Annotated in this window: 12 protein-coding genes and 1 pseudogene; 10 read left to right on the top strand and 3 right to left on the bottom strand. The window is 51.7% G+C overall.

The features are described from left to right. Positions 1-175: 175 nt before the first annotated feature. The 10 genes and pseudogenes from ruvA to MXE41_RS01915 all read left to right on the top strand — a co-directional run bounded on the left by ruvA (position 176) and on the right by MXE41_RS01915 (position 12582). On the top strand, positions 176-841 hold the full coding sequence (gene ruvA / locus MXE41_RS01960) for a Holliday junction branch migration protein RuvA (RefSeq protein WP_246977753.1): 666 nt from the start codon (positions 176-178) through the stop codon (positions 839-841). A gap of 50 nt (positions 842-891) precedes the next feature. Continuing rightward, positions 892-1152, top strand: coding sequence for a hypothetical protein (locus MXE41_RS01955; protein WP_247099168.1), 261 nt, complete (start codon positions 892-894; stop codon positions 1150-1152). Positions 1153-1543: 391 nt separating this feature from the next. Beyond that, a complete protein-coding gene (gene ruvB / locus MXE41_RS01950; protein ID WP_246977788.1) occupies positions 1544-2530 on the top strand; it encodes a Holliday junction branch migration DNA helicase RuvB in 987 nt (328 codons plus the stop codon). A gap of 215 nt (positions 2531-2745) precedes the next feature. Further along, positions 2746-3210 (top strand): YbgC/FadM family acyl-CoA thioesterase, encoded by a 465-nt coding sequence (locus MXE41_RS01945; RefSeq protein ID WP_247099167.1) that lies wholly within the window; start codon positions 2746-2748, stop codon positions 3208-3210. A gap of 1556 nt (positions 3211-4766) precedes the next feature. Continuing rightward, positions 4767-5432: pseudogene (tolQ, locus tag MXE41_RS01940) on the top strand (protein TolQ); the annotation flags it as partial. Between the two features lie 1008 nt (positions 5433-6440). After that, a complete protein-coding gene (tolR, locus tag MXE41_RS01935; protein ID WP_246977755.1) occupies positions 6441-6893 on the top strand; it encodes a protein TolR in 453 nt (150 codons plus the stop codon). A 340-nt stretch (positions 6894-7233) separates the two neighbouring features. Beyond that, positions 7234-8199, top strand: coding sequence for a cell envelope integrity protein TolA (gene tolA, locus MXE41_RS01930; RefSeq protein ID WP_247099166.1), 966 nt, complete (start codon positions 7234-7236; stop codon positions 8197-8199). Between the two features lie 882 nt (positions 8200-9081). Then, on the top strand, positions 9082-10386 hold the full coding sequence (gene tolB, locus MXE41_RS01925; RefSeq protein WP_246977757.1) for a Tol-Pal system beta propeller repeat protein TolB: 1305 nt from the start codon (positions 9082-9084) through the stop codon (positions 10384-10386). Between the two features lie 94 nt (positions 10387-10480). Further along, positions 10481-11089, top strand: a complete 609-nt coding sequence (gene pal, locus MXE41_RS01920; protein ID WP_246977758.1) for a peptidoglycan-associated lipoprotein Pal — start codon at positions 10481-10483, stop codon at positions 11087-11089. Between the two features lie 515 nt (positions 11090-11604). Continuing rightward, positions 11605-12582, top strand: coding sequence for an HNH endonuclease (locus tag MXE41_RS01915; RefSeq protein WP_246977759.1), 978 nt, complete (start codon positions 11605-11607; stop codon positions 12580-12582). 2349 nt (positions 12583-14931) lie between these two features. Here the strand turns inward: MXE41_RS01915 and MXE41_RS01910 are convergent. From MXE41_RS01910 to MXE41_RS01900, 3 genes are all read right to left on the bottom strand, one after another. Beyond that, entirely contained in the window at positions 14932-16581 is a 1650-nt protein-coding gene (locus MXE41_RS01910; protein ID WP_247099165.1) for a methyl-accepting chemotaxis protein, read from the bottom strand. A 2439-nt stretch (positions 16582-19020) separates the two neighbouring features. After that, positions 19021-20667 carry a methyl-accepting chemotaxis protein gene (locus MXE41_RS01905; RefSeq protein ID WP_247099164.1) on the bottom strand — a complete coding sequence of 549 codons (1647 nt, stop codon included), beginning with the start codon at positions 20665-20667 and terminating at the stop codon, positions 19021-19023. Between the two features lie 1803 nt (positions 20668-22470). Further along, positions 22471-24144 carry a methyl-accepting chemotaxis protein gene (locus MXE41_RS01900; protein ID WP_246977763.1) on the bottom strand — a complete coding sequence of 558 codons (1674 nt, stop codon included), beginning with the start codon at positions 24142-24144 and terminating at the stop codon, positions 22471-22473. Between the last annotated feature and the right edge of the window lie 1554 nt (positions 24145-25698).

Raw genomic sequence — 25698 nt, 5'->3', positions numbered from 1 at the left:
ATACAGCCATGCCCAGCCCAGCTGCCCTGCCCTGCTTTGCAGGCTGGAGTCGCAGAACTCTTTGCAGCAGCATTATCATGCAGCTGGCTTCTCCTCGTTGTTGGGCGCTTGCGTGCCTGAATTTTTCCTGGTCTGTTTTGGGCCGTTTTGTTCTGATTTTTTGAGGAAATTTTAGATGATAGGTTCACTGCGTGGCCGTGTACTGGCCATTGATGGTCTGACCGCACTGATTGAGGATGGCGCAGGAGTGGGCTATGAGGTCGAAGTTACCGGCCCGCTGCTCTCTGTCATCAAGGTGGATGAGCCATGTTTTGTCTACGTCCATCACGTAGTACGAGAGGATGCTGAGCTGCTGTACGGCTTTGACAGCCGTGAGTCCCGCCTGCTGTTCCGTGAGCTTATCAAGATTACAGGTGTTGGTCCTAAAGTGGCCATGGCATTGCTTACCATCATGGATCTCAAGGCATTTATCGAGGTTATTAATTCCCAGCGTCTTAATGCCCTGGTAGCCGCACCTGGCGTAGGTCGCAAGACTGCAGAGCGCATTATGGTCGAAATGAAGGATCGTATTGACAAGCTGCGTCTTGGTGAGCGCCTGCTCAACGTTACCGCTGTTGCAGCTGCCGGCTCAACTGCCATTCCGGGCGACCTTGGTGTTGAGGAGGCAGAGGCAGCCAGCGCAGCCAGCAATGCTGTGGCTATCGATGATGCTGTCCAGGCATTGCTCTCCCTTGGCTACAAGGAAACTGTTTCCCAGAACACAGTAAAGGCCGTATACAAGCCTGGCATGACCACAGAGGAAATTATCGTGGCCTGTCTTGCACAGCTTGGTAAACACTGATTCATTTTCCCGGCTGCAGATGCGGAGCAAATCATACCTGGCAGGTGCATGTGCACCTGCATCTGCATCTGCATCTGCACCTGCATCTGCATCTGCATGGGCATCTGCATGGGCATCTGCATGGGCAGATGTCTGCGCAGCCGGCCTTGCTGTATGCTGCTGCAGCAGTTTGGCAGTGGGGCAAGGGGGCTGATTATTTACCTGTTTCTCCGACTGGTTTCCCGGCAGGGCTCTGTCCTGTGGGCAGTCGGATTTTTATTATTCATGGTGGACGTGCCAGGCGTGATGTTGTTGAGCAGTGGTACGGTTGAGGGCTGTGGATGAGGAAAGTGATTGAAGGAACAGGGTAAGTGATTGCTGGGACGAGGTAAGTGATTGCTGGGGCGAGGTAAGTGCTTGCAGGGACGGGTCATGCCAGGCTGGCCTGTTTAATCCTTATGCAGCACAGTGCAGCCCTGCGCGGCCGTATGCTATACTTTTCCCGCCTTTAAGAGGCAGAGCATTGCGGTTTGCAGCGCATTAACTGGCGCGTCTGGTAAAGGTTTTACCAGACGGGTAAGCTCCCGGGAAACTGCATGGGCATTTTGGGCTATCTTGATTTCTGACCTGGTCAGAGAAGGGGACAAATTGGCACTTGAAAGCGGCATTGTGGCTGATGTTATTGAAACCAGCCGTCACAGAGATCTCAGCGGCACCAAGACCATTGAGGAAACCGCTGCCGAACTGGTTGAATCCAGTGAGGATCGCGCTCTGCGCCCTAAGCGTCTTTGTGACTATATTGGCCAGGAAGATGCCAAAAGCCAGCTGGAAATCGCTCTTGCTGCAGCCAGAAAGCGTGGCGAGGCCCTTGATCATGTCCTGATTTTTGGACCTCCTGGCCTTGGTAAGACCACACTGTCCAATATCATTGCCAATGAGCTTGGGGTTAACCTTTCAACCACGTCAGGCCCGGCTCTGGAAAAGAAAGGCGATGCTGCAGCTCTGCTGACCAATCTGAGCAGCCGTGATGTTCTGTTCATCGACGAAATTCACCGTCTCAGTCCGGTCATTGAAGAGTTCATGTATCCGGCCATGGAAGATTACAAGGTCGATATTCTTACCGGCGAGGGGCCATCAGCCCGATCCATTCAGATTGGCCTGCAGCCATTTACGCTGATTGGCGCGACCACTCGTGCCGGTACCCTGACCTCTCCTTTGCGCGCCCGTTTTGGCATTATTCTGCAGCTGCAGTTCTACTCGCCTGAAGAGCTCAGTGTGATTGTGCGCGCCTCAGCACGCAAGCTTAAGATTGCCATTGATGAAGACGGCGCAATGGAGCTGGCCCGCCGTTCACGTGGTACTCCCCGTATTGCCAACCGTCTGCTCAAGCGTGTCCGTGATTATGCCGAAGTCAAAGGCGATGGAGTAATCACTCAGGAAATTGCTCATAGAGCTCTTGATATCCTGAAGATTGATATGGACGGTTTTGATGACTTTGACCGTGCCTATCTGCGCTGCATGATTTATGACTTCAATGGCGGTCCTGTTGGTATCGAAAGTCTTTCAGCATCACTGGGATATGAGCGTGAGACTCTTGAGAATGTGGTTGAGCCATATCTTATCCAGCAGGGCTATGTGCAGCGCTCCCGCATGGGACGTGTAGCAACAGCCAGGGCCTATAACAAGTTCGAGGAAATCTCCCGCGACTGATAAAGCAGGACACAGGCTGCTGGTACTGATCATGCTGGACCATGCCAGACATGCTGGGACTGATCATGCTGGACCATGCCAGACATGCTGGGACTGATCATGCCTGGCCAGGCAAGACATGCAGGCACTGATTATGCCGGGCCTGGCAAGAAAGCAGGGCCATGATGGATGGTGTCGGGGGACGGGATTTTTCTGAATACAAATCAGAGGTGAAAATGAGCGATCTCAGCTGTGCTAAAGATGAGGTTTTCAGCCGCACTTTCAGGGTTTATTACGAGGACACTGATGCCGGTGGTCGTGTTTATCACGCCAATTACCTCAAGTTCTGCGAAAGAACCAGAACAGATTTTGTCCGTGAGGTGCTGGGCTACCGCCAAAGCGAGCATCTGCAGGCAGATCAGAAAGGCTTTGTAGTAACAAAGCTCAATGCTGCCTTTATGGCCGGTGCCGGTCTTGAAGATGACCTTAAAATCACATGCATTCCAGTTATGGTGCGCCGCGCCTGTCTTGAGATGTACCAGGAAGTCAGCGATGCTCATACGGGCACCATGTACTTTGCCATGCGCTCTACCATTGCCTATGTAAACTTTGCTACTGGCAAGCCAGAGGGCATTCCAAAGGACTTCCTTGATGCGCTCAAAGCACATCAGGGGCCGGAGGATCTTAAGACCCTGTGCTGACAGTGCAGCCCAGCCATTACTGTATCAACCTCCCCTGTTGAGCAGAGTTACTGCTCAACTTTTGGATAAGCGGTATGAGCCGGGCTGACAGAACTTCCGTCTATTGAGGTCACAGCTCTTTGCAGGGCTTTTCCTGTTGACTGCTAAGCTGGTCAGACAGCCATTGAGACAAAGTAGAGCATTTTATACGCAGCCCCGCATAGTGCTTTTACGCATTATGCGGGGCTGTCTTAATTTAAGCTGGTTAATGTTATAAATGTGATGGGCCGGCCTTATGGAGTGCTGTCTTTTGTGAGAGCCAGTGCCTGGTGTTCCGCGTCGGCTGCTCCCTGGTCCTTAGTGGAGCAGAGCAGTATCCGGAGGTGATGGCATCCTAAGCATCAGCTAATAGCTCAGGGCTATTATGGTTGCGACCGCATATGCCTGCAGAACCGGTATGCTGTATGTCTTCGCGGCGAGCTGCTGGAGTCCCGGACTGCTGCGTATGACGGCAGCTGTAGCGGTATGCTGTATGTCTTAGCGGCGAGCTGCTGGAGCCCCGGACTGCTACGTATGACGACAGCAGCGCCGGTACGCAGTATGTCTTCGCGGCGAGCTGCTGGAGCCCCGGACTGCTACGTATGGCGGCAGCTGCGCCGGTACGCAGTATGTCTTCGCGGCGAGCTGCTGGAGCCCCGGACTGCTACGTATGGCGGCAGCTGCGCCGGTACGCAGTATGTCTTTACGGCGTGTGCCGCCTTACCGGACTTCGGCGTATGGAGGCTGCAGAGACAGGGGCACTGGACGCCAGGGGCACTGGACGACAGGGGCCGGCAATGCTCAGTTTGGAAAGTTTACAGCTTCCTTCCATAAAGTTTTTTAGAGTGCTTTTTCGCCTGTAAGGCGGTTTCTTTGCGGCAAGGCTGATAGAATATACAGGCCTCAGGTTATTTGCCTGTTATCATTGTTGCAAAATGGACATTTCTACTGTCATAAGATGTTCTGATGCCTTGAGCATCAGCTTTGATTTGCACCTTATCCCCACGAAAACAGTGGGATGAACACTACGGAATAGCCGGGTATGTACTCCCGGATCCTCTCTCTCCTGATAATTCATACAGCTGCACTGTGAGCAGCCTGTCTGTTTTGTGATGCACCTGCCTATGGTCCCCACATCTGAGGTGGCCTGAAAGCCGGCTGCCCGTTCAGGGAAGACTGGCCTTTTTCCTTTTGTCCATCCTGCCGTGTCCGGTGTAACTCCCCTGACCGTTGTCCTGCGCCCATTTTCTGTGGTCGCGTCAGCTGCCTGTGCAGTTGATGCCTTAATGCTTTGGCTCAAAGTCTGTCAGCCACAGATGTACAATGATTAATTTTCAGTGCTGCGCCTCCTGTGTTCAGATCACTGCAGATCAGACTTGATAACAGGACATATGGCTGAGCCCTTAAGAGGTCACAGTGACGGGAAGGCACAGTGCAGCTGTCCTTAACCTGCCCGGAAAGACGGTCCGGACAGACAGGGACATAAGAGCCTGACAGGCATGGTCAGGTTAAGTTTTTTGTGGAGAAAAGAAAGAATTATGCAACCTCAAGGAGCGCTGTCTTTTACTGATCTGGTCTTGAATGCCAGCTTCCTGGTGCAGTGCGTCATGCTGTTTTTGCTGGCCCTGTCCATTGCTTCATGGACCATTATCATCTCGCGCAATAACCAGTACCGCCTTGGCCGTACCAAGGCTGATGCTTTTGAGGATCGCTTCTGGTCCGGCATCGATCTCAACAACCTCTATCAGGAGTGTATGAAGCGTCCTGATGACCTGGTTGGTCTTGAGGTTATCTACTCCGCAGGTTTCAAAGAGTTCGTACGTCTGGTTAACTCAGGCCCGGCTGATCAGGAAGTGGTTATGGACGGCACTGAGCGTCAGATGCGTGTAGCCTGTGCCCGTGAGGTAGAGCTGCTTGAAAGCCATCTGCCAACCCTGGCCACCATCGGCTCCATTTCTCCTTATATCGGACTGTTCGGCACCGTATGGGGCATTATGCATGCTTTCGTAGCCCTTGCTGCCGTAAAGAATGCTACCCTGGCCATGGTGGCTCCTCCAATTGCCGAGGCTCTTATTGCTACTGCCATGGGTCTGTTTGCCGCTATTCCGGCTGTTATGTTCTATAACCGCTTTGTAACCAAGGTTGAGGCTCTTGAGAACCGTTACTACAACTTCATGGACGAGTTCTCCACCATTCTCAATCGCCGTCTGGTTACTATCCGCACCCAGCTTAACCGTCAGAATGGCTATCAGGGCGACATTGCCTCTCCACAGCAGTCTATCCCTGGTGCCGGTGTTGCCGGAGGCGTAAATATTCCTGGTGCTCCTGGTTCAGGCATGGCAGGTCAGGCTATGGCCGGAGGCGGGGTACCTGCGTCAGGAACCATAAATCAGAGCAATGTAGCCTCACATATGGGCTCATCTCCTGATGGCAATGATCTGTCAGCAATGAACAATCTCAATGCTCTCAATCCTGGCAACATGGGGCAGACTCAGGTTCAGCAGAGCCCTGAGGATCTGCGCCGCAGTGCCTTTGACAGCTATGAAGATAACGGGGCAGCCGTAGCTGCTGCCGCCGCAGCTGCCGCCAGCGCTCCACCTGTGCAACAGCCTGTTCATCAGTCACGCCAGAGCCAGGATGGCGTCCCTTCTCAGGGCGGCCGTAATGGCACTATGGATATGAGCAGCAGTCAGGCAGCCGACTTTGCCAAGGCCATGCGCCAGAATCAGGGTAACGGACCTCAGGGCCAGCAGGGCCGTCAGGGCCAGATGCGTCGTCAACAGGGCAATGGTCAGGGCGGACAGAATATGCAGGGTGGTGGCTATAGCGACAACGAGATGGCCTCCAACTATCGCGGTGTAGTACCTCCACGTACCAGTAATGCAGCTCTGAACAATGCTCAGCTGCCAGGTGGTCCAGCCAATGCAACCCGCTCAAACAGTTCAAATCCTTTAGGTCAGATCCGCAGCGGCAACAGCCCACTGTACAAGATTGGTCCTGAGGATGGTCAGCCACAGCGCAAGGGTCAGTCATCAGAGCCTCAGTACATTACTCCAGGCGGTCAGAACCGTCGCCGCAATGTGCAGGGCAATGCTGAGGGCAACAAGTAGCCTCAATACCAGTAGCTGAGCTATGGCAGCCATAAGGATGTCATGGCTGACACAGCCCAGTATATGACTGGGCCTGTAATAATCTTGTGAGGATCACAGAACATGGCAGAAAGAGGAAGACGCCGTAAGTCCCGTACCGTTGCTGAGATCAACGTGGTGCCTTATATTGACGTCATGCTGGTACTGCTGGTTATCTTCATTGCTACTGCACCAGTTGTTATGCAGGGTGTAACTGTAGATCTGCCTCAGGCTGAGGCCGAGGCCATGAATGAAGATCAGCGTACTCCTATCATTGCCACTGTCGACAAGGCAGGTCAGTACTTCGTGTCTGTAGACACCCAGAGCGTTAAGATTCCTGACCTCAATACTGTAGGTCAGGTAGTAGCCGAAGAGCTGCGCAAGGATCCTGAGCGGCCGGTAGTAGTTCAGGGCGATGCCATGGTAGCTTACGACAGTGTTATTCAGCTTATGAACGCCCTCAAGCGTGCTGGCGTAGATTCAGTAGGTCTGGTAACCGACCCTATTGCTGTAACTCCGGCTCCGGGCGGCAAGTAAGACTCCTGTAACTTATACCATCAGCAAGGCCATGGCCCCGGCTAAGAGCAGTGCTGACATCTGACGTTTTAACGCAGCAATGCCGGAGGGCAGTGCCTGCACGGTAGCCCACATGAAGCGTCCTCAGACGCAGTGGGTGCACAGTACGCAGCTGCAGCAGAAGCCTCAGATGCTGTCGCAGGGACTGACCTGCATGCAAGGCCTGCATGTCTGTCCTGCATGCCTGGCACGGAAAAACACAGGGGCTCAACGGATTAATGGTGCAGCCTGCAACTGCATGCCATAACGGCTGCAGAGGCAGTAGCTGCTTTTCTTTTTACCATCAGGGGAAGTAGGTCTTATGAGAATAGGATTAGGCGCCGCCTTTGTACTGGCCATAATGTTTCATGGCGCATTGCTGGCTGCCCTGGTAATCAATGTATCCCTTGATAAGCCTAAGCGTCCTGAGGAGAAGTCAGGCCAGATTATCCATGCCACCATTGTCAATGTTCCACCAGCCAAAGGTAACCCTGCAGGTAAGGAACCAGAAGGGGTAAAGGTTCAGGATACTGCCCGTCAGGCTGCTGAGGCTGCAGCCAAGGCAAAGGCTGAGGCTGAGGCCAAAGCCCGTGCCGAGCTGGAAAAGCAGCTGGCTGCTCAGCGTAAGGCTGAGGCAGAGCGTCAGAAAGCTCTGGCACTCAAGAAGGCTGAAGAAGAAAAGAAGAAAGCCGAGGAAGAGGCCAAGAAGAAGGCCGAAGAGGAAAAGAAGAAGAAAGCAGAGGAAGAAAAGAAGAAGAAGGCTGAGGAAGAAAAGAAGAAGAAGAAAGCAGAAGCCGAGGCTAAGAAGAAAGCTGAGGAAGAGGCTAAAAAGAAAGCTGAAGCTGAAGCTGAAGCAAAGAAAAAGGCCGAGCTCGAAGCCCTTGCCAAACAGATGGAAAAGGAGCAGCTTGAGCGTCTTGAGGCCGAAAAGATGAAGAATCAGGCTGACAACCTTGAAGATGACATCCTTGGTCAGGCCAATGGTGTTGAAGGTGGTCAGGGCCTTGGAGCCGGTACCGGCTCTGATGAGAGTCTGACTTACGGAAGCAAGGTTCAGCAGCTTATCGAACAGAACTGGCGTATTGACCCGTCGATGAATGGCAAGAAGGTGGTAGTGACCGTATCCATTGATCAGGAAGGCATGATTTACAACGAAAAATGCCAGGGCGATCGCGCCGTATGCGCCTCAGCCATTGCTACGCTCAACCTTATCGGCATGATGCCGCGTCCTCCTAAGGGATGTAAGGACTGCAACACCATCGTAATTACCATGATTCCAAAGGTCTGATGCTGCCAGAAAATACAGCTCAGGCAACAGCGCAGCAGGCCTCCATGTCATGCCATCAGGCCCGCCTTGCAGAGGCAAGTTGAGCCTTGCCGAGGCCTGCAGAGCCTTGCTGAGGTCTGCAGAGCCTTGCGAAACCATGGCAGGGCATGGCACTGTAAGCTGCGCGGAGGCAGTCTCAGGCAGGGATAAGACATCTGGCTGAAATACTGTCCAGGCAGCCAGAATGCTGCCGTCACCGGCTAAACTTGCCTGCCAGAGTGCGTCATACTGGCTTTCAGTAAGCACTCCAATAGTGCCCATGTATTAAGCCAGTGCAGCCATGAGTTACGCCCGGGAGCCATTAATACAGCCAGTGCAGCCTCAATCAAGGCAGAGCCATTACATGCTGGACGCTCATACTCCCATGGTCATCACTGGAAAGCAGGCAGCCTGCAAGTCAGTCATCAGTCTGTAAGACTGGATCTCGCTCATCAGCCCGTGAGGCTGGAAGTTGGTTATCAGCCGTTCAGGCCGGAAGCTGGACATCAGCCAGCGAGGCCGGGAGCTGGACATCAGCCGGTGAGGCCGGGAGCAGGACAGCAGCCAGCGAGGCTGCAAGTCGGTCATCAGCCGTTGATGCTGGAATTATTTGGCTGCTGCAAGGTCAGAAGAGGGCTTTTTACATTACTCTGGCTGTTCACACATTAAGCTGCTCATGCAGCTTTTTGCTTATTTATAAGATTACTGTCAGGTCTGTGGGGACCTGATATACGGTACCGGCAGGGGCTGCTTCATTACGGGGCATAAGCCCCGCCGGTACAATAAATTTGCTCAAAACGGGCGCACTAACGTGCCCCGTCTTTGGTACACTATCAGCGTTGTCAAGTTTATTTGGGGAAAACCATGCGCTTTATTCGTGTTCTTGGAGCTGCGGTTCTTGCTCTCTCAATGCTGGGGAGCAACGCTTTTGCCGCACTCCAGATTGAGATCACCGGTGGCATCAATGAGGGTCGCCGTGTTTTAGTACTTCCTTTCCTGGTTAAGGGCGAAGTACCTGTTGATGTCTCCGGCATCATCAGCAATGACCTGATGCGTTCAGGCAAGTTCACTCCTCTGTCAGTCAAGCAGCTTCCTGCCGGGGCTCTGGTAAACAACAGCGTCAACTTTGACGTGCTGGCTGCTCAGGGTATTGAAGCCGTGGTTTCAGGCGAAGTAGGTCCTGTAGCCGATACCGGTAACTACCAGGTAGCCTACCAGCTCTATGGTGTTCAGGGCTCCAACAAGGGCAAGCCTCTTACCCAGCGCCGTGGCATTACAACCAATGCCTCCCAGCTGCGTCAGGCTGCTCATCTGGTTTCCGATCGTACCTACGAGCTGCTGACCGGTCAGCGTGGTGCTTTCCGTACCCGTATTGCCTACATCGTCTACCGTCATGGCGACCGTTTCCCTTACCAGTTAATGACAGCTGACTATGACGGTTATAACGAGGTTCCTGTACTGCGCTCAACTGAGCCAATCATGACTCCTAACTGGTCTCCAGATGGCAAGCGTCTCGTCTATGTTTCTTTCGAGCGCCGTGCTCCGACCATTTTTGTGCAGGACATCTTTACCAAGAAGCGTACCAAGCTGGCTTCATTCCCTGGTCTGAATTCTTCTCCATCATGGTCTCCAGATGGCAGCAAGATTGCATTTACTTTATCCAAGGACGGTCAGCCTGAGATTTACTACTACGATCTCGTAACTTCAAAGTACCACCGCGTTACCAAGAACAGAGCCATTGATACCGAACCATCATGGTCTTATGACAACAAGAGGATTTACTTTACCTCTGAGCGTGGCGGCCGTGCCCAGATTTACTCTGTAGATATCGAAACCCGCGAGGCTCAGCGCACTACTGTACAGGGTGCCATGAACCTGTCCTCACGCCCTATTCCAGGCAGTGATGCCCTGATTGTGATCACAAGGCAGAACGGCTATAGAGTTGCCCGTATGGATGCAGACGGTTCTATCTACATGCTCACTACCTCATCATTAGATGAGTCTCCAAGTGTGGCACCAAATGGCAGTATGGTAATATACTCAACTGTCTATCAGGGCCGTAAAGGCCTGGCTCTTGTTTCAACTGACGGCAGATTCAAGGCTAACCTGCCATCAAGCAACAAGGGTGAAATCAGCGCTCCAGCCTGGGGCCCATTGCCTGAGAAATAGGCATTGCTGCACAGCTTAACTGCATAACAGTGCAGGAGGGCTTAGCCCTGCAGTTACGGCTGCAGGATATTCAGGCAATAGAAGGAAATTTTTCATGAAAAACAAAACTTTTCTGGCACTTCTGGCAGGCGCTATGATGTTATCTGTGACTGCCTGCTCCACAACCTCCAGCACCGAAGACGGTGCCCTGATTGAAGGTCAGGAAGACATGTCCGGTATGGCCGGTGATGTCTTTGTTGAGGATAATCTGGGCTATGGCGGTGTAGACGGCGATGCTGTTACTCAGGTGGATAAGGACGGCACTCTGGTGATCGGTGATCCAAACGCTCCTGCTGACGGCCTTTACGATCCAAATTTTGGCGGCCCTCAGGCGCTGCGTGAAAACAATACCGTATACTTCAAGTACGACAGTGACCAGATTCAGGACGAGTACGTTTCTGTAATGCAGGCCCACGCTCAGTATCTGCGTGATAACCCTGACTCCCGTATCATTATCGAGGGTCATACCGACGAGCGCGGTACTCCAGAGTACAACATTGCTCTTGGTGAGCGTCGTGCCCGTGCTGTAGCCCGCTACATGCAGAATCTCGGTGTAGACGTAAACCAGCTCTCCATCGTTTCCTACGGTGAGGAAAAGCCTCTTGACCCAGGTCATGCTGAGGCCAACTGGAAGAAGAACCGTCGCGCTGTAATCAATTACTAATTGCAAGGACAGGCCATAGGGCCTGCCCCGATGCGATGAGACCCTGACCCCTGCCCGGAGAGGATCCGTGCAGGGGTCAGGTCATTTTGGGGCTCCGGTTTTTCACCACACCCTCCCGGCTGTCACCTCCGGCCTGGCTACATTCCCAGGCCAGACCTGGCTCATGGCGCCGGCCCCCGGACACGCCGTGGCGCGCCCAGGTTGCTGTGGTGGCGCGTCCCGGCTGCGTCCCGCGCAGCAGCGCTGCGGCTGCGGCAGGGGCTGGCAGCAAAGCCAGCGCTCAATGGCTCCCTGGCACTGCGCTTGAGGCCGTACCACTTACGCAGTACGGGTCATCACATGCAGGAGCGCAGAGGCGCTTGCCTTAAGCTGCAGGGGCGGCTTTTGTGAGCACGGGCGCCCTTTGGCAAGTGCGCGGGCACTTAGTGCTGCTGTGATTATGGCTGTTGTGCTATAGTTGCTATTGACCCTGCATGGGGCCGTTCGACCATTGGTTAGTTAGAGGTGAGTAACAGATGCACAAGCCTAAGTCACTGATGATGTGGAGAGCATCGGATAAGAACTGCGATATCCTGTCAGCTGAATACCTGCTGGGAGGATCGCATAATGCCAGCTTATGGGCACTGGGCGATGAGACCTTTGACCGCGAGTGCTCCAGTCTGAGTCCTGGCACCCTGATTCTGCTGTTCAAGGAAGAAAGTGACCGTTATTGCATCACCGGAGGTGCCTACTTCCTGGGCTGGCGCTTCTTCAAGCCAAAGAAGGCCTGGCAGCTTTATGGTGTGCATAACGGTGCCTACAACTATGAAGATTTCGTCAATGATGTAGCAGCCCGTGGCGGTAATGAGGACAGTGATCTTTCCATGGCTCTGCTCTCTCATACCTTCATTTTCGATCAGGGAGATATTGTGCATATCCCTGAAGAGCTAAATCAGTTCATGAGTGAGCGTAATGTCTTTACCCTGCCTCTTGATGAGCCTACCGGTCGTTACCTGCACAAGCTGGTGCTTGAGCGTCGTGACAATTACATCAGCCCTGATGGCGATGACTGGCACGGCCTGTACTACGCTGCTTCTCACCGTAACTCCAAGACCTATGTAGCCGAGTTCCAGGCCCGTGTACTTAACGCCTATAACTTCCGCTGCGCCATTTCAGGTGTGCGAGCCCGTCCGGTGCTGCTCATCGCTCATATTCAGCCTTTCTACGATAACAAGTTCCAGAATTCCAGCAATGGCGTAGTACTGCGCTCCGACCTCTACCTGCTGTTCAAGCGCGGCTATATTACCTTTGAGTATGTGGACAAGGGCCAGCGTCTGATTACCCGTGTCTCTGAGACTGTACGTGAGGCTTATGGTGAGGACTATATGGAGCTCAACGGCCGTGAGCTCTTCCTGCCTGAAGACAAATCAGCCTGGCCTGAGCCACGCTATGTTCTCTGGCACAACAAGAACTGCTACGAGAACTGGCTGCGCGTAGGCGGTACCCACTCCTGATAAGTCCAGCCAGCCGCCCGGCAGGCCATATGGCCTGCAGTCAGGCACATCAGTTATACGCCAGCTTCAGCCCTGGCATCAGCGCCAGCGCATGCATCAGCGCCAGACCTGGCATCAGCACAAGCGCATGCAGCAGCGCCAGCTCTGGCGCCAGCACCGGCGCATGCAACAGCGCCTGCCACAGCCGGTCATAATATGCATGCCCAGTGCTGCCGTTCCAGGCTGTGAGCTCCAGTCATTAAGCTCCATGGCAAGGCAGCTTAAAAAGCTCCATCACGAGCAAGGAAAAATGCTGATAATGGTCTGTGCGTTGGGTGGCGAGGCTGCCTCAATACTTGTCTGGTTAAAACAGGGACCGGACATAATGCAATAAATGGCCGCTCACTGCGAAGGTGAGCGGCCTTATTTATTTCAGGGATCACAGTTCATCCGGACCGGTACTGAAAAGCCAGAAAAAGATGAGATCAGGGTGCAGTGAGAAGATGGAGATTTGGGATAAGGAAAATTGAGGAAAATGAGTTTGAGGTAAAGGAGAATTGAGGAAAAGAGAAAAATATGATGCCATGGTTTACTGCACAGCAGCAAATGGCTGATGAGATATGTGTGGGAAAAGAGTAATGTTGAGGATGCGGAAAGGCCAGTGCTGGGGAAGAGCTGATTTACAGACCCTGTTAAGCGCATGGCTCAGGGATAAGAAAATAAAACGTTATATGGTGTTTTCTGCTTTTTGTTGCTTTTTTGCTTTTTCAAAATAAGCTGGCAGAATTTAGCTGCTTTGAATCATGATAAATAATTCACTGGTATGAGCAGAAGTGTTCACTTCTTTCACAGCATATGCAGGATTAATTCTGTCTGACCACAGAAATTTACCTGCCGTTACAAGTGCTGAATAAAATATATTGTAAAGCGACTTGTTGAGGTGATATTACAGACTGAGCTGTAGTCCGGGGTGACCGGATAATAATTCTGTTAAGTTTGCTTTGAAATTGCTTTTTTAAAGGAAATGCAAACCTTTTCATGTACAGGATAACAATTTCTTTTACCGGCGCTTTTTTAAACCGGATACTTTAGGAGATACGGGAGACGAACGGTCAAACAGGGCACCACGGCAAAAACCCTGGTATCCTGTTTGCCGCTCTCTGCCTCTCCCATATCACTAAAAAAGCACGTTGAGTTTAACCTAAATTTTTTGATTTTTCAAAGACTTAACAAAGAAAAATGTAAAATTAATTATCAGCAGAACGCGTGATTTTATTCCAAAGATCCCATAAATAAGGGAAATATGCCGATCAAATGACAGTTACTTTTGCAGAAATAATTACGTCCTATTCTGTCAAAAACCCGGGAGCACACTCCCTTGAACCTTAAATATGCACAAAAACACGGCAATTTCATGAAATCGTTTGCAGAAAATGAGCTAACACAGATCCGCCCATCCACGCGTTAACAGCTTCACAGCGCATCAGCAGGATGCCAGTACTGGCGTAAAGAGGCAAAATGAGGGCAGCCACTGCATCACTGCACAATGCAGACAGCGCAGTGCGCCACAGTGATGTCCCTGCGAAGCACAGTGCGCCCAGTGCAGCCACAGCGAAGCGCAGTGCGCCACAGTGCAGCCACAGCGAGGCGCAGTGCGCCACAGTGAAGTCCCAGCGAAGCACAGTGCTGCTCAGCGCTGCGGGCAATTATTTCAGCCACTGCAGCGTGGCGACATGCAGGGAATATGGAGCGCATCGTGATAATTTAAATACGTGACCAGAAACAGCAACCTGGAGTGTATGTTTGCCAGCTGCTGGCTGATATTTCAGTTAGGCACTAAGCCTGTTTCAGGAGCTAATAAATTGTGCATCGTTGAATTTTGGCAAATGAATTTTGGCAAATCCGCTGGCAGGACAATGATTACATTTGCATAGTACCGGTGAGCATAATCTGGCAGCTGTCATTGGCCGTAGTTTGCGTCAGTATGAAGCTTTAGTGGGATAGTGAGGGCTAAATTGTGTGATGGCCCAGGGGCATGAGGGTGTTAAAGGAGGGGCATCAGTCAAGGTCTTATTGTCTGTAGCATCATTGACGTGTTTTTTGGCACTGACAGGCATGGGTGGTGAGGCGGAGGCGGGTGCGGGTACTGGTGGTGCTGCTGATGCGTATGCTGGTGGATACGCTGGTGCATACGCTGGTTCTGGTGCTGAGAGCCGGATCGGTGGCGGGGTCGGGGCGGGGCGGATTGATTGGTGTGTGGGTAAAAACAGCAACGCCTGAGTCCCGGAGGGCTCAGGCGCTGGTATGGAGCTTTATGCCCTGCAGCGCAGGTTTGGGCGGCGCTGCAGGAGCCATGACAGCAGTCTGGTTTTAGCTGGCTTTTGGCGGTCTGGTCTTGAAGTATGACAGAGCCTTGAGCAGGTCGTCGAGGTCGTCGGTGGCCTTGCCCATGGCGGCATACTGCTTGTCAGCATCTGCACTCATGTCAGCAGCTACGCTGGTAACGCTCTGCATGTGTGAGGAGATTTCTGCGGTGGCAGCAGTCTGCTCTTCAGCAGCGGTGGCGATCTGAGTAATCTGAGTGTTCACACCGTTTACATTCTCTGTAATATCTTTAAGGATCTGCATAATCTGCTGAGCATCTTCAGCAACGGTATCCATATTGGATACGGAGGCATTGATGGAGTCAGTAGCAACGGCAGCCTCAGTCTGAATGTTCTTGATCATCCTGGAGATTTCCTGAGTGGACTGAGAGGTGCGGCTTGCAAGGGCGCGTACTTCGTCAGCTACCACAGCAAATCCTCGACCAGCCTCACCGGCACGGGCAGCCTCGATGGCGGCGTTAAGAGCCAGCAGATTGGTCTGAGCAGCAATATCATCAATAGTGGAAACAATAGAGCCGATATCACGGGACTGACGGGCCAGATTCTCGATCTTGGTGGCGTTGTCACGGGTATGCTCACTCTGCTGACGGATATTGGCCGCAGCCTGGGCAACCATGTTCATACCGTTATTGGTAATGTTCTTACACAGCTCAGAGCCTGAAGCGGCGGACTCACAGTTGCGGGCAATGTCAGTGGTTGTGGAAACCATTTCATCAGAGGCGGCAGCTACAGTAATTGCCTGGTTTTGAATATCTGAGGAGACACGGGCAATGGTAGAGGAGATGTCCTGCAGATGGCTCATCTCACTCTTGAGGTGATGAGACTCGTCCTGAGTCATTTGTATAATGCGGCTTAAAGTATTGCGCAGATCACGAATCATCTCGTGGCTCTGGCCAAATTCGTCCTTGTGGCTGTCCTTGATTGAGATGGAGAAGTCGCCACTCTTGAGCTTTTCAAGAATATACATCTGACCTTTCAGAGAGAGGGACATGTAGTTGGACATGCCAAGAGCCAGAGCCAGAGCCATAATTACGCCAATAACTGTAAAAACGGAGGCGACAATCATAGGAGTTGGTTCAGAGGCCTCGTTGGTCAGGGCAATACAGTAGTTGTTCTGCAGATGGAAAATATCGGAGCCGGTTTTGACAGCCTCCATAACCAGAGGATCAACCTTAGTCATGTAAATATCGTAAGCCTCCTCTATCTTGCCATTGCGTGCCAGAGGCATAACCTGGCTGTCAGTAATATCTGAGGCCTTGTAGATGAAGCTTTTCAGATTGAGACATGCCTGACGGTACTCATCGGTACCAAGAAAATCAGGTTTTACCGCATCGGCAACCTGACGGGCACGTCTGATGATACTGTCGCCTTCACTCATAAGACTCTGTACTGAGTAGGTAGGCTCGTGCTCATTAAGGCCCATGGAGAATTTGGAGCTGAAGTCTTCAACTGCTACCTGAGTAGTCAGAATGCGATTGAAGGCAATATTGAGCACTTCTTCAATCTTGATGGCGGTGTTGCGCACATTGTTAAGGGAGAGGATAGTGGTCATAGCGATAATCAGATTAATGGCTATCACTATCATAAAGGAGCATAGCAGCTTACTCCTTGTGCTGAGATTTAAGAAAAAGCTCATATTTCATACCTTAAAAGTCACCCGGCATAACCATACGGACGTGACTGTTACCCCGCTACCATGTACCGGCTCCTTTAAACCCAACGCACAGCGCATTGCTGTCTGCAGCGTTCTGCCTGCAGCGTTCAGCCTGCAGCCTGAAAGCGCGCAGGCTGCAAGCGGGCAGGCAGCAGGCTTGCAGGCATTATTGCATGCCTTGTTGCCATGCCCCGATGCCATGCCTTGACGGCATGCCCTGATGCCATGCAGGTGTTTGAGTTTTATGAGCCTGTCCACGAAGCGGAGGCAGGTGCCACGGACCGTGTCAGGGGATGCGTTGAATAACCTTTTCCATCAGTCTGAATGCATGCCTGATCTGTCATGATGAATGCCAGTGACAGCTCAGATATGCTCGAGATTGATGGAAACTTTTCACCAGATAGGACAGTGTTCCCTGGATGAAGTCAAATGGCATGAAATGCCTTCATGTCCTGTGAGCGGCTGTACCGGGGGCTGCAGAGCATATGTCAACGCTATGCAGTCAACGGTGCAGGGCTGACAGGTATTACAGCAGGGAGCTGTCTGAATAAACAGAGGATGCAGATATGCGGCAGGTACCTTGAGTGTCTGTGATTCTCTGATCGAAAAACGGCAGCTGCGCCATAGATTTGGCGCAGCTGATGCCGCCAAGGTGAATTGAGCGGCATATACTGCACTGCCATGCAGGCAGGCAGAAAACGGTCAAATGCTTGTTGAAATGATATTGTTCTGTTGCTGTTGTCACTCACAAATCATTTACTGGTCAGGGGAGCTGCCAGCATGCGACGTGGATGCAGCTCCTGATATTCTGCTGGCGGTCTCACTGTAAAGTGGGCACGTCATGGCCTTGTACTCTGACTGGCAACGATGGTGGCCTGCCATCATGGCTTGCTGTATCTGCACGGGGCCGGCCGGCATTGTGCGCCGGGCGCCTGGCGGTGTGCCCGGTTTCGGGCATGGCGGCGTGAACCGCATCCTGCTCTGGAGCATGCCGGGAGGAACGCCCGTCAGCATGTTGCCGGTGATATGGGTTAACACCTGTACAGCAGGCTCTTTATCCTTGCAGTACGATATAAACTCACAAATATTTAAGCATGTCGCTATCAGCTCAGGGTGTGAGGGATGTGACGTAGCCGGGCCTGAGCTTAAGCCGGATTAAGCCTGATGCTGCCTCATGGCTGGTAAGCGCGCAGGCAGTTATCCCGGTGACCAGAGTCATCAGGATATTGGGGTAAAGGCTTATCAAGGGTGTGTGGAAGCTCAAAATTTTCGAATGTACAACTACAAATATACAGCTTCAGGGCTCATTAAGGGCTGATGAGGTTGCTTTTCAGTAGCGTGACTGAGGTGTATGAACGCTTCATCTGCCAGTCTTGCTCAAAAATCTGTACTGAAAGGGCTGTCCTCATAAGCCTTTATCAGACTTGCAGCTGCAGCATAAATACCTCAGGAGCCGTGCTGTAATTGAGTCAGCCGACCATGGTGCTTTTGGCAGTTAAGGGAAGTCCGAATCAGCATGGCCTGTGGCAGTGTTGCCGTAGTGTTGTCCGGTGCATGTGAGCTTACATACCGGAAGAATCATTGTGATGTTTTGTCCGGTACGACAGTTTGTTATGCCATGCTGCAGTCAGCGGCAGAGCTGACCTGAGAAACTTATGGTTAATGTATTGCTCAATGGGCTCGAACACACAGCGGGCCGTGTCTGTCTTTTTGCCTGGTAAGCAAAAGTATAAACCTGCATACCTCCAGACAATAAAGGTATAAGGCTCATACGAAGAACATCAGGTGACTTCGACTGATGCGCTTGTTGTTCACGGTGTACAGGCGGCACCTGAGTATGAATAAAACGGTCGGTGTTCTGTTATTGTGCAAAATTACATAAACGTAAGGCACAATCACGGCACCGGCTTCATTTCATCCTGGCCATGGTATCACGCACATGGGTTGTCTACAAGTTAAGTACAGTATTCTCAAAGATCAGTTGCCTAAAGTTTGATCAAGGTCAGATGAGTGGTTCTTAAAAGTGCTGATCTTTCCTTTAAGAATCACATCATCAGGCATACTGGCATTCAAGTGTAATGCGGTGTTTTAATTTGATATTATTAAATGTGACACCTGCAAAAAGCCCTTAAACATGCCCAAAATGTCATATCTATAGCAAACGTTTTCATTGTATTTGCAAGTCGACTGTTCTGATTTGGTATGAACGAATATCGCACCAGAAACAGGAAAATTGCACTAAAATCAGTCAAAGATAAGCGTTGATGTGTATCAATAAGATTGAGGAACTATAAAAAGTAAAGCGCCTGCTCCCAGTGGCTGGGGGCAGGCGCTCCGGTAGAACTGAGCTGTCAGCAGGGTACTGCATACCTGCAGCTGCCGGTGGTTCCGGCGGCTGAGATGCCGTCCGCTGCAATCAGCTTATGGCTTTGGCTCGCGGATCTTGAAGTATGACAGGGCGCTGAGCAGCTGCTCAAGCTCCTCAGTGGCCTTGGACATATCCTCATAGGCGCGATCAGCATCGGTACTCATGTCAGAGGCAACAGAGGTGACGCTCTGCATGTGTCCGGAAATCTCGGTGGTTGCAGTGGTCTGCTGTTCAGCAGCGTCAGCAATCTGGGTAATCTGGGTATTTACGTCGGTTACCTGATTGGTGATGTCCTCAAGAATGGAAAGAATCTTCTGAGCATCTTCAGCAACAGTATCCATGTTGGTAACAGAGGCATTGATGGAGTCAGTAGCTACAGCAGCCTCAGTCTGGATATTGTTGACCATGCGGGAGATTTCCTGAGTTGACTTGGAGGTGCGGCTTGCCAGAGCACGAACTTCGTCAGCTACCACGGCAAAACCACGACCGGCCTCACCGGCACGGGCTGCTTCGATGGCGGCGTTAAGAGCCAGCAGGTTGGTCTGAGCGGCAATATCATCAATGGTGGATACTATAGAGCCGATGTCCTTGGTCTGACGGGCCAGATTCTCAATCTTGGCAGCATTATCGCGGGTGTGCTCGCTCTGCTGACGGATATTGGCAACTGCCTGAGAAACCATGCTCATACCATTGCTGGTAACGTCCTTACAGGTCAGGGAACCGGCAGCAGCGGACTCACAGTTACGGGCAATATTGGTAGTGGTGGAAACCATTTCGTCGGCAGCAGCAGCTACGGTTACAGCCTGATTCTGAATATCAGAGGAAACACGGGAGATGTTGGAGGAAACGTCCTGCAGAGAGCTCATCTGCTCCTTAAGATGGTGAGCCTCTTCCTGAGTCATATGGATGATGCGGCTTAAGGTGTTACGCAGCTCCTTGACCATACGCTGGCTCTGACCAAATTCATCATGGTAACCTTCCTTGATGCTGATAGAGAAGTCACCGTCCTTGATGGTTCTGAGAATAGCCATCTGATCACTCAGGGAACGGGCAATGTAGGATGATATCAGAACGGCCATGATAACGCCGATCAGCGCTCCTGCCAGAGCCAGAATGATATCCACTACAATAGCGGAACTGTCAGCTGCATCAGCGGTCAGGGATATACAGTAGTGATTCTGGTGACCGAACATCTCGGAGGCTTTCTTTACAGAGGACATCAGAACTGAATCAACACGGGTCATGTAAAGAAGGAAAGCACCGTGGCCGTCGCCTTTGCGGGCCAGAGGCAGAACCTCGTTTTCAGTAATTCTGACAGCTTCGGCTACAAGGCTCTTAAGTTCGTTACAGGCATCTGCATATTCCTGAGTGCCTACAAAGTTAGGGTTGAGAGCGCCTACAGTGCTACGGGCCTTGTCGAGAATAGCTGGAGCCTCAAGCAGCAGGTCGTTCATCTTATAGTCATTAACCTCAGGGTTAAGACCCATAACGAATTTTTCACTGAAATCGGTAATGGCATTCTGGGTTGCCAGGGTGCGGTTAAATGAGCCGTTTAGTACTTCATCCAGTCGAGTGGCTGCATTACGTACATTGTTAAGAGAAGAGATGGTCATGATTGCCACAATAAGATTAATGACAATGACCGTAAGGAAGCCTGTCAGCAGCTTGCCTCTGGTACTGAGATTATAAAAAAAGCTCATTTTTACTACCTTGTATTCCTGTCAGAACTACCCTGCAGGCAGACTGTCAGTTTGCTCAAAAACTCAGGAGTTACTGCCATGAGTCAGGGCATTGGCCTGAGTCAGGACTGTAAAACACTTACCGTTGTGATTTCACAGAAAGCATCAGCTCTTCAGGCAATGCCCTCTGTAAGGATCAGGGCAGCATTTACTGCCCGCTTCTGACTCCAGGATCCGCCAGAACCTGAAGTCATGACCTGAAAGCACAGAGTTGCTTTCAGGACCGTCCCGTCTGTACCGTACTGCCTGTGCTCAAGGCACAGTCTGTAACAGTATCAGGGGTAACGTAAAACAAACCTCAACTTTCACATAAATTCATGCCCGTACGCAGTCTGCGCAGCTTCACAGTGGCGCAGCTGCATACTTGAGCTGCTCCAGACTGGCGCAGATTACGGAGCCTGGTTCAGGTGAGCCGGGCGCTGCACGATATCTGGGCACGCAGGGACAGATATGGTGTGCACAGCTGATCTTCAGCTGAAAATGCAAAGCTGATGTACGAAATCGAAACGGGGTACACAAAGGTATGCTGCCTGTAAAGGACAGAACCTTTCGTGGCAGACAGTGGTACAGGGAATTAACACCTTGCTGTAAAAATGGGACGACAGTCGGGTGGTCCTGACCCTACAGGACAGAACTGGTGTGTGAGCGTAGTGCTCACTTATGCTGTTTGTCGAATTTAAAGCCATTGTCTTTAAGTGTGTGTCTTAAGACGCTGGTACAGTTTGATTTCATGACTGTGCCACCCTCTGGGAGGCTTTGCCACCCTGCGGGGCACAAGTCAATGGCGTAGATGAAATTTCTCCTGAGCGGCAGCTGCTGCCGTTCTGGCTGTAATGCTAACTGAACAGCCAGTACATAATATTCAGCGTTCATGGCACAGGGACAGGCCGCTGTGCGATAACGTTGGTATATTCTGGCGCTCTGCTGTTAAGGCGGAGAGGGAAGATCTCCGCGCATTTAGCCGCAGGCGCAGTCTATAACAAAAAGATAGTATCACGCACGATTACCAGTGCACAAGGCTTAACAATGCGATTTATGGGTGCTTTTGTCCGCTTCTCCAGATACTGTTACCGGTAAAATTTATTAAATTATCATGAAGGTACCGGCTTCATAAGGAGCATGGACATTTAAGTGGCAAAGCTTATATTTGTCACGTTTAATATGAAAATATTAGGCTAGTGAAAGACTTTACGCCATGGAGCACAGTTTTAACCAGATCCCTGAGTGCTTGTGATGGCCACTGAAACTGCCCGTATCAATGCACCAGCCAGAGCAGGCAGACTAATTTCTCCCTGGCCATAAAATCTGTACCGACATGCACCAGCTGCAGCCTGGCCACCGAGGCGCGCAGGCAGGTACCAGCAGCTGGCTGGCTTGCGTACGGCGCAGCATAGCATCTGAAGATGTGCAGACGGCCACCGAGGCGCGCAGGCAGATACCAGCAGCTGGCTGCCGTACGGTGCAGCATTGCTCTGAAGATGTGCAGACGGCCACCGAGGCGCGCAGGCAGATACCAGCAGCTGGCTGGCGTACGGTGCAGCATTGCATCTGAAGATGTGCAGACGGTCATCGAGGCTGCGCCGACATGCCCCAAAGCTGCGCAGGCGGCTACGGCGATGGCAGATACTGCGGCATCAGGCGACAGGCTGGGCAAATGTTGGTGAGGAATCGTGGTGGTGGTGCAGAAAAAATAAGGGGCCCGACGCGTAAGCGGCGGGCCCCCGTTGCCGGTGGTTGCCGGATGAAGGTGTTCTGGTGTGCTTTTTAGGCGTGAGCTGAACCGGTGGTGCCGATAAACTCAGGGCTGATCTTGAAGAACTCAAGCTCACGGTGCAGGATGCGAACGTCCTCAATGGTCTCCTCAATGGAATGCGCCTGCTTGCTGGCATGTTCAGTCATTTCACTGGAGGCGTTGGTTACGTTCTGAGCATTGTTGGAAATTTCACCTGTGGCTGCAGTCTGCATTTCAGCTGAGGCAGCAATCTGGGTGATCTGTACATTTACCTCGTTGACGCGGGAGGTGATGTTGTTAAGCAGGCTCTCCAGATCCTTGGCGTCCTGAGCCACATTGTCCATGTGCTCTACGGAGACATTAATGGACTCGGTGGCTGATCGGGCATAGCTCTGGATGGTGTCAACCATGCGGGAGATTTCGTGGGTAGACTGGGCAGTGCGGATAGCAAGAGAACGTACTTCGTCAGCTACCACGGCAAAGCCACGTCCGGCATCACCGGAGCGGGCAGCCTCAATGGCAGCATTAAGAGCCAGCAGATTGGTCTGAGAGGCAATATCGTCAATGGTGCTGACTATGGAGGTAATGTCACGGCTCTTGGCGGCCAGCTGCTCAATCTTGCTGGAATTGTCCTTGGTGTGCTCTACCTGACGCTGCACGTTTTCAAAAGCACGGCTGGTCAGAGCAAGTCCTTCATGAGTGATGCTGGTACACTCGTTTGAGCCTGCAGCAGCACGCTCGCAGTTGCGGGCAATGTCTTCGGTAGTGGAAACCATTTCATCAGAGGCGGTGGCTACAGTCATGGCCTGGTTCTGAACATTGTCGGTAGCATTGGCAATAACACGTGACGAGTCATTCACAGAGCTCAGACGATCGTAGAGCTTGTCGCACTCATTAACAGTCAGAACAATAATCTCACTGATGGAGGTACGCAGCTTGTTCAGAGCTACGCTGGCACGGCCAAACTCGTCCTTGCTGTTTACCTTGACCTGGTTAGTGAAGTCACCAGCGGCCATTAATTCGAGCTGATTGGTGTAGGCCTGCAGATTGTTGGAGAAGTAGCGGGCAATGTACCAGGACATGATAAGGGAGACAAGTACGCCAAAGGCGGTCAGACCGTACATGTAGTAAATATTGCGCGGATCGGCTGCAGCTGCAGACAGCTCAATACATCTTCTGGTCTGGAGGTCATTGATACGGGCGGTGCAGTTACGGGCAGTGGTCCATAAAGGCAGAGCATCACGAACATAGAGGCTCAGGGCAAAGTCCGCCATATCAGAATCCATCATAGGGAGGATCTGATCTTCTACCTGACGGATATAGCCGTTGGCTGCAGTACGCAGCTGCTGGTTGGCTGAACGGTAGTCAGGGTGAGCAATGAAGTCGTCGTTAAGCGAAGAGATGGACTGGCGCAGACGGTTGATGATGTTAGGCAGATCGCGCTTGAGATCATCAGGGGTATAGTCCTTGTCCAGAAGGTTAAGACCCTTGGAAATCTTCTGGTTGGCATTTTCAAAGCAGGTATCAACACGCTGTACACGCTGGAAAGCGGTAGACAGGGTCTCGTCAATCATCAGGGCGGCATCACGAGACAGATTGAGGGCATAAATTGAAATGGCCACAATCACGAAGTTGATGGAAATAACGCTGAAAAATCCCAGCAGGATTTTAAATTTGGTACTTTTATCGCGCAGAAACTGCATCATGGCAGGCACACCTCTTAATACAGCCAGGCTCTGATACAGTACAGATACCGGCTGTCCCATTACTCAACGGCATGCCCGTCTTTACCGCAGCGGCCTTACTGAACAGTGCTCTGTGTACAATGCTCAGCCCAGGCTGCAGGTTAAACCCATGGCATGGCCGAAATAAAATCCTGTGACAGAAAACGGCAAAAGGTCATCAGTATTTATAAGAGCGGCCCTGCGGCTGATACAGGCCTGCAGACGGCCGGACCTTGCTCTTGCAGTCCGGGACAGGAACTTCCGGAACTGTCACCTCAGCTGCCACTGAGGCAATAAACCAGGGATATGGCAAGAGCCGTTCTCTGGTGGATAACTTTAAGAAGTCATACATACGTGCATGCATACGAAGTACCAGTAACCGGGCGCTTACCTTAACGCCAGGACGCAGCTGCACTCAGGCGCGCCCCTTGAACAGCCAGCTGAGCTGTTCCTGGCTCCACCCATGATGGATCTCTGGCCGGAGGCCTGAACAACCAGTACCCTGCACCTGCACCTGGGACTTGGCTGTGACCTGGGCTATGGCTGTGAACTGGGCAATTGTTATGACCAGGGCCATGGCTATGGCTGTGACCGGTACCTTGGCTTTGACCGGTACCTTGGCTGTGAGCAGGGCCTCGCCCTGAACTATGCCGGGACATGCCACTGGTAACTGTACCTGTCAGGGCCTGATGGGCCCCAGGAGCGGGCGCGACTGAGTACTTACATGGGCATCAGACGCGCGTACCCGACTGCAGCACGGGCAGTGGCACGTGCTGAAGCATCAAATTAATCTTGACCGGGTACTGAAAAACAGGCTGGGAGGCAAATCATAACTGGCAGAGACACTGTAACCTCAGCAGGCTGCTCATCAGCGCTCCTGCAAGGATAACCAGTCCCGTACCATTATGTATTGCCTGAAAGCAAAGGATATCTGTGTCATCATGTCAGTATCTGATGCTCTTCGTTTTCTGACAGGATGACTGTAAGCATGTGTGATAGAAAAAAGAAAAAACTGACTGTGCGCTTACCGGGCACTTAACATGTAATGACTGAGTTACACTGCATTCAGGAAACACGGGGTTTTACCCAAAGAGCAGTGCGTGCAGCTGCATATTTGTCATAATTAAGGGGGAGAGCAGGCCTCAAGACTGCAATGAACCAGTATTGAGCAGCTCAGACCTGCAAATTTAATATTTTCCAAACATACTGGTTATGGAAAGAGGTCAGAAAACGTGATGCTTATGGCCTGCATGACATGTTTTGCAAAATGTCATTTTCCGCCATCAAATCGGGACAAAAATCCACACTTTCTGACAGCTAATAGCATAGCAAAATGCGCCTCATAGATAAAGCGTTTACATGCATAAAATTAAGATAAACAGGCGCAATAGCGGCGTTTACAAGGCCTGCAGTCTGTAAAAAAGTGCCCGTGCACGTAAGACACTGCCATACAAGTGTATTTGATACAGCAAAAGTTACCCCACGCTCACAGAATAATGGTATTTTCGGGCATTATTCTGGAAAGATTGGAGGTCC

It is taken from the genome of Anaerobiospirillum sp. NML120449 (assembly GCF_023051105.1).
Taxonomy (GTDB): Bacteria; Pseudomonadota; Gammaproteobacteria; order Enterobacterales; family Succinivibrionaceae; genus Anaerobiospirillum.
This window is presented reverse-complemented; position numbering and strand designations above follow the sequence as displayed.